This window comes from Paenibacillus sp. PSB04 (genome assembly GCF_025809195.1).
GTDB classification, from domain to species: Bacteria; Bacillota; Bacilli; order Paenibacillales; family Paenibacillaceae; genus Paenibacillus_AQ; species Paenibacillus_AQ favisporus.
Window position 1 is genome coordinate 3619986 of the sequence record NZ_CP081301.1, and the last position, 14825, is coordinate 3634810.

Sequence of the window (14825 nt, forward strand, 5' to 3'; positions counted from 1 at the left end):
AGAGACAGCGGTACAAGAGGATCACCTCCTCCTGTACCGCTGTTTGGCATGCCGGGACACGGCGTTCCTTCGGGTTGAGCGTATCGGATAATTGCATAAAACGGTAAGTGCCTCCTTTTTACAGTTCCGCAAACATACGTTCTTTTCAAAAAAGGTTGTGTTATACTTATATTTAATAGTTTTCGAGGTTTACATACGAAGGAGGCAACACCATGTCGGTTCATTTTCTGATCGGACGATCCGGTAGCGGCAAGACGACGGCGATCCTAAGCGAGATTACGTCCCGGCTGCAAACAGAGCCTAAGGGCAGCCCGCTGATCCTGCTCGTTCCCGAGCAGGGCTCATTCCAGGCGGAGCACAGCCTGGTATCGTCGGGCGCTGTCAAAGGCAGCGTCCGTGCGCAGGTTCTCAGCTTCCGGCGCCTGGCGTACCGGGTGATGCAGGAGACCGGCGGGTCGGCGAGAGTCGGCATCAGCGAAGAAGGCAAAAAAATGCTGCTGTACAAAATCATTCAGCGCCGCAAAGAGGAGCTGAAGCTGTTCGGTGCCTCCGGTGACCAGCTGGGTTTCATAGGCAAGCTGAACGAGCTGTATACCGAGCTCAAGCGGTACTGCGTAGATTCCGCCGTGCTGGAAGAGCATTTGACCCAGCTGACGGAGCAGAAGGCGGCCGCGCCGATCCTGCGCTATAAGCTGGAGGATTTATGGACGGTGTACCGCGACTTTGAACAGGAAATATCACCGCTTTATATAGATGATGAAGATACGCTCGTCACTTTGGCCGAAGGGATTCGCAGCTCGTCGTATGTCAAAGGTGCGGACGTATGGATCGACGGCTTCCACGGGATGACTCCGCAGGAATACGGGGTTATTCGCGAGCTGATGGCCCATGCGTCATCGGTTACCATTGCGCTCACGCTGGACAAGCCGTACCACGGCAGCATGCAGCCGCATGAGCTGGACCTGTTTCACCCGACCGCCACGACTTACATCAAGCTGAGAGGAATGGCCGATGAGCTGGGCATCGAAACGAACGATTCGATACTGCCGGCATCGGACCTGCCCAAATTCCGCCTCAGCCCGCGGCTTGCTCATTTAGAGCGCGGTTATGACCGGCGGATTCCCTGGAAGGGGCAGGAGAAAGAGCAGGTTCAGGAAACCGAAGGGATTTCCCTCTATGCCGCCGAGAATCGGCGCACCGAAGTGGAAGGGGCTTTGAGGGAGATGCTGCGCCTGGCTAGGGAGGAAGGGGCGAGATACCGCGAAATGGCCGTGTTCGTCCGTAATTTGGGCGATTACGAGCATTTGGTGGAGCCCCTGTTCCGGGACTACGGCATTCCGTTCTTTCTCGACCAGAAGCGAAGCGAGCTGCACCATCCGCTGGTGGAGTTTATTCGTTCCGCACTGGATGTCGTGCGCCGGAACTGGCGGCATGAGGACGTATTCCGCTGCATCAAGAGCGACCTGCTGCTTCCGCTGGACGGGTCGCTGGGGCGGGAGGATATGGACGTGCTCGAGAACTACGCCCTCGCCTGCGGAATTCAGGGATACCGCTGGACGGACGGCCGCCCATGGAAAGCCGTTCCGAGCCTGTCCCTGGAGGAAAACGGCGGAGAGCGACGCAGATCCGGAGAGCAGCTTCTCAGCCTGATGGAGCACTGCCGGAGGGTGGTCAGCGAGCCGCTATTGGCATTTGGCAAGCGGGTGAAGAAGGCGGGCAGCGCCGAGGAGCTCAGTACAGCGGTCTTCCGTCTGCTTGAGGAAGCCGACATTCCCGAGAAGCTGGACCTGTGGAGCCGCGAAGCGCTGGAGTCCGGGCGTCCGGAGGCGGCGAGGGAACACCGCCAGCTGTGGGATGTGGTCCTGGAGCTGCTGGATCAGATTGTGGAAATGATGGGTACGGAGAAGATGGCCTTCGAGCTGTTTGCCGGCATTCTGGAAACGGGACTGAGCGAACTGAAGCTGGGTCTCGTTCCGCCTGCGCTTGATCAGGTGCTGGTCGGCAATATGGACCGGACGCGGACGGGTGGCGTAAAGTACGCGTTTCTGCTCGGTGTCAACGACGGAGTCATCCCGGCCGTGTTTCAGGATGACGGGGTGCTGACCGAACAGGAGCGCTCCCTTCTGTCGCAAACCGGAATGGAGCTGGCGCCTGGCATTTCGCGCAAGCTGCTCGACGAACGGTTCCTGATTTACAACGCCTTGACCTCGGCCAGCCGGCATGTATGGGTCAGCTATCCGGCCGCAGACGATGAGGGCAAGGAGCTGCTGCCGTCTGAAGTAGTGAGGCATGTCCGTAAAATGTTCCCGGGTCTGCCGGTTCGCCGCCTGTCGGCGCAGCCATCGGCAGAGCAGCGGGAAGAAGAGCTGCTTGCGTATTTGTCCCACCCCCGCCAGAGCCTCAGCCATTTGATCATTCAGCTGCGCAAATGGAAGCAGGGCGCGGAAATTCCGCAGCTGTGGTGGGATGTGTACAACTGGTATATCCGGGAACGGGAATGGAAGGGGCCGCTGGATATGCTGCTGTGGTCGCTGTTTTACCGCAACGATACCCGCCAGCTGGAGCCGCAGACCAGCCGCAGGCTGTACGGTGCCAAAATCCGGACGAGCGTATCCCGCATGGAGCGGTTCGTGGCCTGCCCGTTTTCGCACTTCGCTTCACACGGGCTGAAGCTGCGCGAACGGCAGCTGTACCGCCTGCAGGCGCCGGATATCGGCCAGCTGTTCCACGCGGCGCTGACCCAAATGGCGCTGCGGCTGCAGGAACAGAAACGGAGCTGGGGAAGCCTGACGGCCGAAGAGTGCCGGCGCGAAGCGGAAACAACGGTAGAGCGCCTCGCTCCGATGCTGCAGGGAGAAATTTTGATGAGCAGCAAGCGCTACGGCTACATTTCACGCAAGCTCAAAAACATCGTCAGCCGCGCCTCTGTCATTCTGGGCGAGCAGGCACGGCGGGGTAGCTTTGAGCCGGTCGGCCTGGAGCTGGATTTTGGCCCCGGTAAACCGCTGCCTCCGCTGACCTTCTCCCTTGAGAACGGAACGGTGATGGAGGTCATCGGGCGAATCGACCGGGTGGATATGGCCCAAGGCGAAAACGGACTGCTGCTGCGCGTAATCGATTATAAGTCCGGACAGAAGGACCTGCGGCTTCATGAGGTGTACTACGGCTTGTCCCTGCAGATGCTGACCTATCTGGACGTGCTGTTGACCTATGCGGAGCACTGGCTGGGCAGCAAGGCGCTGCCGGCGGGAACGCTGTATTTTCACGTGCATGATCCGATCCTGCAGTCGAGCAACGGGCTGACGATGGAGCAGGCGGCGGAAGAGCTGCTCAAACGGTTTAAAATGAAGGGGCTGCTGCTGGCCGACCGCGACGTCATATCCAAAATGGACGCATCTCTGGACAAAGGCCATTCATCCATCCTTCCGGTTGCCGTTAAATCGGACGGAAGCTTCTACAGCTCCGCATCGGTCGCTACGCCGGATCAGTGGGATACGCTGCTGTCTTCCGTCAGGGACAATATCACCCGGATTGGAACGAGAATTACTGAAGGGGACGTGGACATCGAGCCTTACCGCATCCAGCAGGAGACGGCATGCACGTTCTGTCCGTTCAAGCCAGTGTGCCAGTTTGACGAAAATGTCGAGGGCAACCATTACCATATGCTCGGCAAGCCAAATAAATCGCAGGTATGGGAAATGATGTCCAGCCGCCAAGGAGGAGATGCGCATGATCGAAATTGAAAAGCCGGCAGGCAGCATGTGGAGCGACGATCAGTGGAAGGCGATTTCGCTTCACGGCGATCACATTCTGGTCGCGGCGGCGGCAGGCTCAGGGAAAACGGCCGTTCTGGTCGAACGGATCATCCGGAAAATTTTGAATGAGGAGCAGGGCTTCAGCGTGGACCGGCTGCTTGTCGCTACGTTCACTAAGGCGGCTGCGGCCGAGATGCGTGAGCGCATCCGCGACGCGCTGGACCGGCAGCTGGAGAAGGATCCGGAGAATACCCACCTCCGGCGGCAGCTGTCCCTGCTCGGGCGTGCTTCCATCACGACGCTTCACTCCTTCTGTCTTGAAGTGATTCGCAGGTACTATCAGATGATTCCGATTGATCCGGGGTTCCGGATCCTGAACGAGAATGAAGCCGAGCTGATGCGCCAGGAAATCCTGGAGGAGCTGTTCGAGGAGAAATACGGGGAGCAGCCGGAGGACAGCGATTTTATCGCGCTGGTGGATTGGTTCAGCGGTGAGCGTACGGACGATGCCGTCCACCATTTGGTGCAGAGGCTCTATGATTTCTCACGCAGCCACTCCTGGCCCGATCAGTGGCTGCGGGATATGGCCGAGTCCTTTTTGCTGCCGGATACGGCTAGTCTGGGCGAAAGCCAGTGGGTCAAGAGCATCCTTCAGGATGCGAGGCTGGCGCTTGCCGGGGCCGAAGGACTGCTGGATCAGGCACGGCGTCTGACATTGCTGCCCGGAGGACCGGGGCCCTATCTGGATAACCTGAACGCCGATCTGGAGGTAGTTCAGTCGCTCAGGGATGCGCTGGACAACCGTCCGTGGGACGAGCTGTTCGAACGCTTTCAGACGGTTTCGTTCAGCAAGCTGAAGAGCTGCCGCAAGGAGGAGACCGACCCGGCACTGCAGGAAAGGGTCAAGGAGCTGCGGGAAGCGGTCAAGAAAACGGTGCAGGATCTGAAGGGGGCGCTGTTTGGCCGGCCGGCCGATGCCTTTCTGGCCGAGCTGCACCGGGCGGCGCCGCTCATGAAGGAGCTGGCGGAGCTCGTCATTGAGTTCGGTGACCGCTATCTTCATGAAAAGCAGAGAAGAAACGCGGTGGATTTCAGCGATCTGGAGCACTACTGCCTGCAAATTTTGCGCCACCCGGATTCGGTGCCGGGTCAGCCGCTCCCTTCGGACGCAGCCATGGAATATCAGGAACAGTTCGACGAGGTGCTGCTGGACGAGTATCAGGACACCAACAGTGTGCAGGAAGATATCGTCAAGCTGATTTCGCGCGAGCTGCCGGGGAACCGGTTCATGGTCGGCGACGTCAAGCAGAGCATCTACCGCTTCCGCCTGGCGGAGCCTAGCCTGTTCTTGGACAAGTACCGCAGGTATGCTTCCGCCGAGGGCGGCGGCATCCGTATCGACCTTGCCCGTAACTTCCGCAGCCGGCTGGAAGTGGTGCATGCCGTGAACATGGTGTTCCGCCAGCTGATGAATGAGACGGTGGCGGAGATCAGCTACGATGAGCGGGCGGAGCTCGTTTACGGAGCTTCTTATCCGGAAGCCCAGCCTGAAGGGGCTTCAGGGCCGTCTCCGTACGTGCCGGAGCTGGTGCTGATTGACAAGGCCAGAGGCGGGGAGGCGTCTGAGGAAGAGCCTCAGGACAGCGACAACGGAGGTCTGATCCAGGAGAGCGAGGCCGCCGAAATGGAGACGGCTCAGCTTGAGGCCAGAGCGATTGCCAAAAAAATACGCGCTATCTTGGGTGACACATCGCCTAGGCCGATGCAGGTGTTCGACAAGGAGACCAAAGCGATGCGGCCTGTCCGTTACGGCGACATGGTCATCCTGCTTCGGTCCGCCTATATTTGGGGGCCGCTGATCATGGAGGAGCTGCGCCAGCTCGGCATCCCTGCCGACGGGGAGCAGAATCAGGGGTATTTCCAGGCGACCGAAGTGGAAATTATGCTGTCCCTGCTCCAGATTATCGATAACCCCCGGCAGGACATTCCGCTTGCAGGCGTGCTGCGCTCGCCGATCGTCGGCCTGACCGAAGAAGATCTGGCACAGGTCCGGTTATGCGGGAAGGGGACGTTCTATGAGGCCGTCATGGCGGCTGCAGGAGGGACGGTTCCCGCGTCTGCGGAGCCTGGAGATTCAATTTCGATTCCGGACGAGGAAGGGATGCTCCCTGCATACGCTGAAAGTGCCGCCGCCCTGGAGTGGGCGGAACAAACGGAAGCAGTGGATGAGGAATTCAGCCTCTCTCCAGAACTGCAGCGGAAGCTGGCAGGGTTCCTGGCTTCGCTGGAACGCTGGCGAAATATTGCCCGTCAAGGCGGCCTGGGGGATCTGATCTGGCTGCTGTACCGGGAAACGGGATATTTGGATTGGGTAGGCGGCCTTCCCGGAGGAATGCAGCGGCAGGACAATCTGAAGGCGCTGCACGACCGGGCGGTCCAGTTTGAACAGACGACATCTTCCCGCGGACTGTTCCGCTTTTTGACGTTTATTTCCAGACTGCGTGACAACGGATCAGATTTGGGCGGACCAGGCACGGCTGAAAGCCGGGACAACGCAGTGCGGATTATGACAATCCATAAGAGTAAGGGCCTCGAATTTCCGGTCGTGTTTTTGGCAGGCATGTCCAAAATGTTCAACCAGCAGGATTTGAACGCATCGTTCCTGATGCATAAAGAGCTTGGCTTCGGACCGAAATTTGTGGATACCGAGAAGAGGGTCAGCTATCCGACACTCCCGAACCTGGCCATCCGCCGCCGATCCCAGCTTGAGCTGCTTGCCGAGGAAATGCGTGTGCTCTACGTCGGCCTGACCCGGCCGAAAGAAAAGATGATCTTGATCGGGACGGTGAAGGATCTGGAGAAAAAGGTGTCCTCCTGGGCCCAGGTGCAGAGCCGGCCGGAGCTGATGCTCCCCGATTACCTCTTGGCCAGGGGCAGAAGCTACCTCGACTGGGTCGGGCCTGCGCTGATCCGCCACCCGGCGGCCGCCAAGCTGCGCGAGCTCGGCGGTTTGGAAGGCGAGACGGCCTCCGCGCTGGAGAGCGATCCGGCGGATTGGCGCATTTCGATCCTCTCCACAGAGGATCTCACGCTGGCGGCGCTTGGGGGCTGGGAGGAAGCGGAAGAATCGACGCCGGAGCGCCGGCGCAAGCTGAATTCGCTTCTTCGCAGAGAGACGGTACTCCCGGGCAGCGATGCGCCGGATGGAGGTTCTTTTTTGTCACCTGACCAAATATCCGCCCGGCTGAACTGGCAGTATCCGCATGCTGCCGCCAGCCGGCTCTCGGCCAAAACGTCCGTGACCGAAATGAAAAAGCTGCTTGCCCTGCAGGACGGGCCCACCCTGGACTGGGTCGAGGAGACCCGGGTCCGGCGGGAGCACAGTTTGCCTGCCTCCCAGCAGACGGGTACGCTTGCCCTGCGCCGGCCCAAATTTATGGAGCAGAGCCGGATGAGTCCTACGGAACGGGGAACGGTGTACCATACCGTCATGCAGCACATCCCTCTGGATGCGGGATTGGTAGATTTGCGGGTCGTGGAAGCGACGCTGCAGCGATTGGTCGAACTGGCGATCCTTACAAGCTCGCAGGCGGAGATCGTGGAGCCGGAGCAAATCGCCTCCTTTTTTGACAGCGACATCGGAAAGAGACTGCAGTCGGCGGAGTGGGTGTCGAGGGAAATGCCTTTCAGCTACGGTCTTCCGGCTCATGAGGCGCATCAAGCGCTGCTTGCGACCGAGCGTTTTAACGAAGGGAACATCATACCGATGAAGGCATCGGATGCAGGAACCCGGACTTCGGACGAAGTGGTGCTCATTCAAGGGATCGTCGACTGCCTGTTCCGTCAGGACGGTAAATATGTCATCGTCGACTATAAAACCGACCGGGTGCTGGAACACCGCGGCGGAATAGCCGCTCTGGCGGAGAGCTATCGGTTCCAGCTGGAACTGTATGCCCGGGCGCTGGAAGATATATTAGGTGAGGCGGTCCAGGAGAAATGGCTGTACTTTGTGGATGCCAAGCAGTCCGTGTTGCTGTAGTGGGGTGTTCAGTGCTTTTTGATTTGGTAGTATTTTCGATTGGACAGGTTCTTCGGTTGATAGATTTCTTGATCTGATTGTTTTTTAAATGGCAGTTTGATCGTTTTTTGAATCGATAATTTATAGAGTCGATAGTTTAATAGAATCGATTGTTTAGTAGAATTTGAATGTATTCTTAGACGCGATCGGGTTTAGGAATGGATCGTTGGCTGAGTGTTTTCATTTTTAGGTGTGACCCATACACGGCATGAATCCGTCTGGGTTCACGGCTTGCGCGAAAGCAAGTTCAGGAGGGAGAAGCAGGATGCGCATACTTCACACGGGTGACTGGCACTTTGGACGGACGCTCGAGGGCCGGAGCCGGATGAAAGAGCAGGAAGATTTCGTTGAGGAACTGGTCCGGATCGTACACGATCAGAAGATTGATGTGGTCATGATGGCCGGGGATGTCTATGATTCGGTCAATCCGCCGGCGGCAGCGGAACAGCTGTTTTATGAGGCGGCGGCCCGGCTGACGGAAGGAGGGACGCCGCTCGTGGTCATTGCGGGCAATCATGATCAGCCCGAGCGGGTTTCGTCGGTAACGCCGCTGGTCGCCCGGCAGGGAATCACGTTGGTCGGGCTTCCCGTGACCGAAGCCGTCACGGTTCAAGCGGTCCGGACCGGGGAGATCGCCAAGATTGCGGCGCTCCCTTATCCGTCCGAAGCCCGCTTAAATGAGCTGCTCGCCGCCGAAGGCGACGAAGAGGAGCTCCGCCGGGCATACAGCGCCCGCGTAGGCATGCTGATGCGGAAATTGGCGTCAAGCTTTACGCCCGAGACCGTCAATTTGGCCATGAGCCACATTTACGTGCTTGGCGGCGTGGAAAGCGACTCGGAACGGCCGATACAGGTCGGAGGCGCGTATACGGTGGACCCATCGGCGCTTGCGGTTGGAGCCCAGTATACGGCGCTTGGCCACCTGCACCGGCCTCAGGCGGTCAAGGGTGATGGAATGATCCGCTACAGCGGGTCCCCGCTCGCCTACAGCTTTTCCGAGGCCGGTCAAGCGAAGTCCGTTTCCATCATCGATGTGGCCCCGGGGCAGCAGCCCGTAATGGAGGAGGTTTATTTGTCCTGCGGCCGGCCGTTAATCCGGTGGAAAGCAAAGGGTGGACTGGAGGAAGTTCATCGCTGGCTGGATGAAGGCAGGGATGCGAACGGTTTTATCGATCTGGAGATTTCGCTGACCGAAGCGATGTCTCTTGGGGATATTCACAGGCTGCGCAAAAGTCACGAAGGGTTCGTACATATCCGTCCCGTGTATCCCGAGATGGAACAGGTCGAGGTGGAGTACAGCCGGTCGAGCCTGCCGGTGCCGGAGCTCTTCCGGAAGTTCTACCAGCGCCAGACCGGAGGAGCCGAGCCGGATGATGCGCTCGTTGAATTGTTCCTTGCGCTCACTTCGGAAGACGCAGAGGTAAAGGAGGAAGCGTAACATGAAGCCGATCACACTGAAGTTGTCGGGTCTGCAGAGCTATCGCGAAATGCAGCAGATCGATTTTGACGAGCTGTGCCAGATGGGGCTGTTCGGTATTTTTGGACCGACAGGCAGCGGCAAATCGACGCTTCTGGACGCAATGACCCTGGCTCTGTACGGCAAAGTCGAACGTGCGGTGAACGGCACGCAGGGCATCATGAACCATTCGGAAGATGCACTGTACGTCTCCTTTACCTTTGAACTCAGTTCCGCGGACGGACCGAAGCGGTACAGAGTGGAGCGCCGTTTTAAAAGAACCAACGAGCTGTCAGTCAGCAATACGGTTAGCCGGTTTATCGAGGTCACCGCGGAAGGTGAAACGGTTATGGCAGACAAGCTGGCTGAAGTCACCCGCTGCGTGGAAGACAAAATCGGTCTGAAAATGGAAGACTTTACGCGGGCCGTCGTCCTTCCCCAGGGGAAGTTCGCCGAGTTTCTGTCGCTGAAGGGCAGTGAGCGCAGGCAGATGCTGCAGCGCCTGTTCCATTTGGAAAAATACGGCGACCTGCTCGCGCAGAAGCTCAGCCGGCGGGTGAAGGACAACGATGCTGCGCTGAAGGAAGTGGAGGCGGAGCAGCAAGGCCTCGGCAGCGCAGGCGCGGAAGCGGTGGACGAAGCGAGGAACAGACTCAAGGAAGCCGCCTTGGAGGCGGAGGCTTCGCGGCTGAAGCTGCGGAAAATGACCGAGGAGGCCGAGAAGGCCGGCAAATTCAGGGAGATGCAGCTGGAGAAGGAGCGGCGTGAACAGGAGCTCCACCGGCTTTCCGCCGAAGAAGAAGCGATTGTCCGGCTGGAGCGCCGGCTGGGACAGTCCGCTGCGGCCCGGGCAATCATGCCTTTGTATACGCAGTGGACGGACAGCAGGCAGGAATGGGACAAACGCACCCGGGAGGCGGAGCAGCTTCAGACGAAGGCTGAGGCCGCGGATACGGCGGCCCGGGAGGCCGCTGCCGCCGACGATGCGTCGCACCGGGAGCTTGCCGCTGAGGAGCCGAAGCTGCTGCAGCGCCAGGAGCAGCTGGAGCAGGCGGTACTGCTGCAGCGGGAGCGGGACGAGCTGAAGACTGTGCTGCAGCAGCTGGCTGAGCAGCGGTCAAAGACGGCCCATGAAAGCAAGGAACGGACTGAAGCTCTGGCCAAGGAGCAGGAGCTGCTCGCCAAAGGGCTCAAGCGGCAGTCTGAGCTGCAGGAAAGCCTGAAGGGGCTGGAAGTGAAAGCGAAAGACCGTGAACGGCTGCATAAGGCGATGCGGCACGTTCAGCAGCTGGGAGCAAGCGAGCAGCGGCTGCGGAGCGCTGAGGCTGAATTTAAAGAGCATGGCGAGAAGCAAAGCAGAGCCGAAGCGCTGTTGCAGCAGGCTGCGCAGGAGCGGGAGCAGCATCTGCAGGAGCAGAAGCGGTTCGCGCTCGCGGTTTCGGCCCATATGGAGCAGGTTCTGGGCCATGACAGCCGGATGGAGGCGGCGTTGTCCCGCCTCGACCAGGAAGAGGCGCTGGTCCGTTCTTCCTCCAAAGAGCGGGAGCTCCACGCGCTTTCGCTGGCGCTGGCCGCCGAGCTGCGCCCGGGAGAACCGTGTCCGGTATGCGGTTCATCCCATCATCCGGCACCGGTATCTCCGGATCAGGATGCGCCTGTTGCGGATGACGGTCTGCTGGAACTGCTGCGGCTTCTCCGCCAGCAGCTGCAGGAGCTGCGGCTGAGCGGGCGCCAGCTTGTACATGAGACCCGGAGCTTGCTGGAATCGTACGAGCCCGGGGTCCAGGTGGGGGCAGGGGCTCCCTTCAAGGCCGGTTCTGGCCCGCTGGAAGGCGCAGGCGAAGCGGCCGCTGCTCTCGAACTGGTCTCGGATCCGGAGCAAGTGGAGTCATTTTCCAGGCCCGCGTGGGAATCCCGGATCCGGAAAATGGAGGAGGACGCCGAAGCGTTGGCATCCTCCACGAGACAGCTTCAGCGCGAGCATGCCGCGCTGAAGGAGCGGGGGGAAGCGCTGAGCGCGCTGCAGGTGAAGCGGACGGCTGAAATCGAGTCGCTTCGGGAAACGTTCACCAAGCTGGGCGACCGATTTGAAACGGAGAAGCGGGAATACCTAAGGCTTCAGGAGGAGTGGCGCCGGGAGCTTCCGGACCTTCAGCCGGAGCAGGCGGACCGTTTGTCCGCGGAAATCCAGCAGAAGGATGCGCAGGCCGAAGAGATCCGCGAGCGGCTGCAGATCAGCATCCCTTTTATCGAGGAGAAAACGGCCTCGGTCCAATCGCTGGAGCGGCAGATCAACGATCTCGACAAGTCGCTCATTCAATGGGATGCCCAGCTGCAGGGCAAGCAGGATTTGCTGGCCGAGAAGGAGCGGCGCCTTCAGGCCTGGGTCGGCAGCGAGTCCGCCGACCGGCTGCTGGAAGGCTGCAAGCAGCGCCTGCTCTCCCTTCGGGAAGCTGCGGCGCGCTCCAAAGAGAAGCGTCAGGCAGCCGAGCAGCTTAAGCATGAAGCAGCCAAAGCGGCGGCGATGGCAGCCCAGGCGGCGGAATCCGCGGAGGAGCACTGCCGAAAAGCGCAGGCCCGCTGGGACGAGCAGTTGGCGGCTTCTCCGTTCGCCACGTCGGAGGAAGTGGCAGACGCCTGCATGCCGCCTGACGAAGAAGTGCACAGCGCGGAGCGGGTCCGGCTGCACCGCGAACGGGAGCAGGAGATTAAGGTGCAGCTCCGCCATTTGGCAGAGCAGCTGGACGGCCGCGGCGTGACCGAAGAAGAGTGGCAGCGGATCTCCGCGGAGCTGGCTGCCTGCCGGGAGCGCGATGAGACGGCGCTTCAGCAGCGGGCAAGGGCGGAGCGAGACCTGGACGACGTGGAGAAGCGTCATGTCCGCTGGTCGCAGCTGGAGCTAGTACGCAAGCAGCGGCAGCAGGAAGCCGAGAAGCTCTCCAAGCTGCAGTCCTGTCTCCGGGGCAATGCCTTCGTCGAATACATTGCCGAGGAGCAGCTGATGCAGGTCAGCCAGGCTGCTTCGCAGCGTCTGCGCTTCTTGACCAAGCAGCGCTATGCGCTGGAGGTCGATTCCGGGGGAGGCTTCCTGATTCGGGATGACGCCAACGGCGGGGTGCGCCGTCCGGTGTCTACCCTGTCCGGAGGCGAGACCTTCTTGACCTCCCTGTCCCTTGCGCTGGCCCTGTCTGCGCAAATTCAGCTCCGGGGCCAATATCCTTTGCAGTTTTTCTTCCTTGACGAAGGTTTCGGGACGCTGGATCCCGAGCTGCTCGATACGGTAATCACTTCTTTGGAGAAGCTGCATAACGATCATTTGTCGGTCGGCATCATCAGCCATGTGCCCGAGCTGCGGGCCCGTCTTCCGCGCAAGCTGATCGTGATGCCTGCCGAGCAGGCCGGAGGCGGCTCGCGGATCGTTCCTGAAACGCTGTAGGCCATCATCCATAATTTTTTGAAAAAGACAGTAGCCATTCGCCCAGCCTTGAATACGATGTTGATGTAAATCTTCTGAAATTGGGAGGCTGTGAAGGGCAATGGAAAAGTTTGAGGCCATAGAGTTATGCAAAAAACATATGTACCGCTATGTCCGCGCGACAATGGCGGACGGAAGCGTACATGACGGATTTGTGGAAAGTGTTGATGAGGAGAAGCTGTATCTGGCAGTACCGGTCGGCCATGAAAACGTGTCGCCTGCACATGTGTCGCCGAATGCGAACGTAGCTCCGACGTATGTGTCACCTGCACATGTGTCGCCGAACGCGAACGTAGCTCCGACGTATGTGTCACCTGCACATGTGTCGCCGAACGCGAACGTAGCTCCGACGTATGTGTCGCCTGCAAACGTGTCACCGAACGCAAACGTAGCTCCGACGTATGTGTCGCCTGCTAACGTGTCACCAAACGTGGCTCCGGCTCATGTAGCTCCGGCCAACGTGGCGCCAGCGGTGATGCCGGTCCATCATGGCTGCTACCACCCTTGCGGAGGTTTCCCGGGATATGACTACCGAGCATTTTTCCCAGGCTTCTATCCTCCGTTTGGATACGGCTACGGCTTTGGGTACCCGTTCTACGGACGCCGCTTTAACCGTTTGATTCTGCCTCTGGCCGGATTGACGGCGCTGTCGCTGCTGCCATTTTTTTAATATCTGATATAACGTACGAATCTGAAGAGGGATACCGGGAGAACCGGTGTCCCTCTTCTTTTGGTTTCGTTGCGCGCCAGCTGAACTATTTCTTAGCCGGATACATCGGGGACATTGGACGGGTCATTTTATATCCGGTATGATAAGAAAAGAAAATCTCTTACATATTAAAGGAGGCAACAATCCGATGGATTGCCTGTTTTGCAAAATCGTTGAAGGGAGCATCCCTTCCCAGAAAGTCTTTGAAAACGAACGGATCCTGGTATTTCGTGACATTCAGCCGGCCGCGCCGGTTCACGTGCTGATCATCCCGAAAAAACATATCGCCTCAATGAACGAGGTTCAGGAGGAGGATCTCCCGCTGATCGCCGAAATGCATCAGGTGGCCCAGCAGGTCGCCAAGGATCTGGGCGTCAATGAGTCGGGATACCGGCTCATCAACAATTGCGGACCGGATAGCGGACAAGCGGTCCATCATATCCACTATCACCTGCTCGGAGGGGCCAAACTGGGCGCCCTGACCGGAATTTCCGACTCTCACGCATAAGCTTGTACCCCGGCAAATCCGGCCTTTGGTGAAAAAATAGGCCCTGAGGTTGACACCCTATTTCTCTTTCACCTATAATTAAGTTTGATGAACCGTGTTATTGCTCTTGGACGGTCTGGTCGGAGGGAGGGAAAACTGGTGTCTGAAACTAAAGTTCGCAAAAACGAGACTATTGATGCTGCACTTCGCCGCTTTAAGCGCTCCATCGCTAAGGATGGCGTATTGGCTGAGGTGAAGAAACGTAAGCATTATGAAAAGCCAAGCGTAAAGCGCAAGAAAAAGTCCGAGGCTGCTCGTAAGAGAAAGTTTTAGGAGGATTTGAACTAGCATGAATCTTAGCGAACGATTGAACGAAGATATGAAGCAGGCGATGAAGAGTAAAGACAAGTTCAAACTCTCCACGATTCGAATGGTTCGTTCGACGATCAAGAATCTTGAAATAGATTTGAAAAGAACTTTGGATGACAACGAAGTGCTTGATATCCTCAGTCGTGAAATCAAACAGCGCAAAGATGCCCTCCAAGAATTTCAAAAAGCAGACCGCGAGGACCTTGCGGAACATGCAAAAGCAGAAATCGAGATTATCGGTCAGTATCTTCCCGCACAGCTTTCCGAAGAAGAAATTAAAGTTATTGTACAGCAGACCATCCAGGAAACCGGTGCTTCTTCGAAAGCCGACATGGGGAAAGTGATGAGCGCGCTCATGCCGAAGGTAAAGGGACGCTCAGACGGCAAACTTGTGAACCAAGTGGTTCAACAATTTCTGCAATAAACATAAGTGAAACACCCCTGATTTCAGGGGTGTTTTTTCATTTTCTGAAACGATTCCCTTCTATGATGCGTA

At 58.4% G+C, this 14825-nt stretch carries 8 protein-coding genes; all 8 read left to right on the forward strand.

Translation table 11 applies throughout. From position 1 onward, the window contains the following. Positions 1–212: 212 nt before the first annotated feature. The 8 genes from addB (at position 213) to K2F33_RS16705 (ending at position 14753) form a co-directional block, all read left to right on the forward strand. A complete protein-coding gene (gene addB / locus K2F33_RS16670) occupies positions 213–3743 on the forward strand; it encodes a helicase-exonuclease AddAB subunit AddB (RefSeq protein WP_263882246.1) in 3531 nt (1176 codons plus the stop codon). Then, the gene (gene addA, locus K2F33_RS16675; protein ID WP_263882247.1) at positions 3724–7794 is read left to right on the forward strand and encodes a helicase-exonuclease AddAB subunit AddA; all 4071 of its coding nucleotides are present in this window, start codon (positions 3724–3726) and stop codon (positions 7792–7794) included. Before addB ends, addA begins: the two co-directional genes overlap by 20 nt. Positions 7795–8098: 304 nt before the next feature. Beyond that, on the forward strand, positions 8099–9271 hold the full coding sequence (locus tag K2F33_RS16680; protein WP_263882248.1) for an exonuclease SbcCD subunit D: 1173 nt from the start codon (positions 8099–8101) through the stop codon (positions 9269–9271). 1 nt (position 9272) lies between these two features. Next, complete coding sequence (locus K2F33_RS16685) at positions 9273–12725, forward strand: AAA family ATPase (protein ID WP_263882249.1); 3453 nt, start codon at positions 9273–9275, stop codon at positions 12723–12725. A 100-nt stretch (positions 12726–12825) separates the two neighbouring features. Continuing rightward, complete coding sequence (locus tag K2F33_RS16690) at positions 12826–13434, forward strand: RodZ family helix-turn-helix domain-containing protein (protein WP_263882498.1); 609 nt, start codon at positions 12826–12828, stop codon at positions 13432–13434. A 187-nt stretch (positions 13435–13621) separates the two neighbouring features. Beyond that, positions 13622–13981, forward strand: coding sequence for a histidine triad nucleotide-binding protein (locus K2F33_RS16695; RefSeq protein ID WP_076169798.1), 360 nt, complete (start codon positions 13622–13624; stop codon positions 13979–13981). 138 nt (positions 13982–14119) lie between these two features. After that, positions 14120–14293, forward strand: coding sequence for a 30S ribosomal protein S21 (rpsU, locus tag K2F33_RS16700; protein ID WP_005547957.1), 174 nt, complete (start codon positions 14120–14122; stop codon positions 14291–14293). 16 nt (positions 14294–14309) lie between these two features. Next, positions 14310–14753, forward strand: a complete 444-nt coding sequence (locus K2F33_RS16705; protein WP_076169799.1) for a GatB/YqeY domain-containing protein — start codon at positions 14310–14312, stop codon at positions 14751–14753. Positions 14754–14825 lie beyond the last annotated feature (72 nt).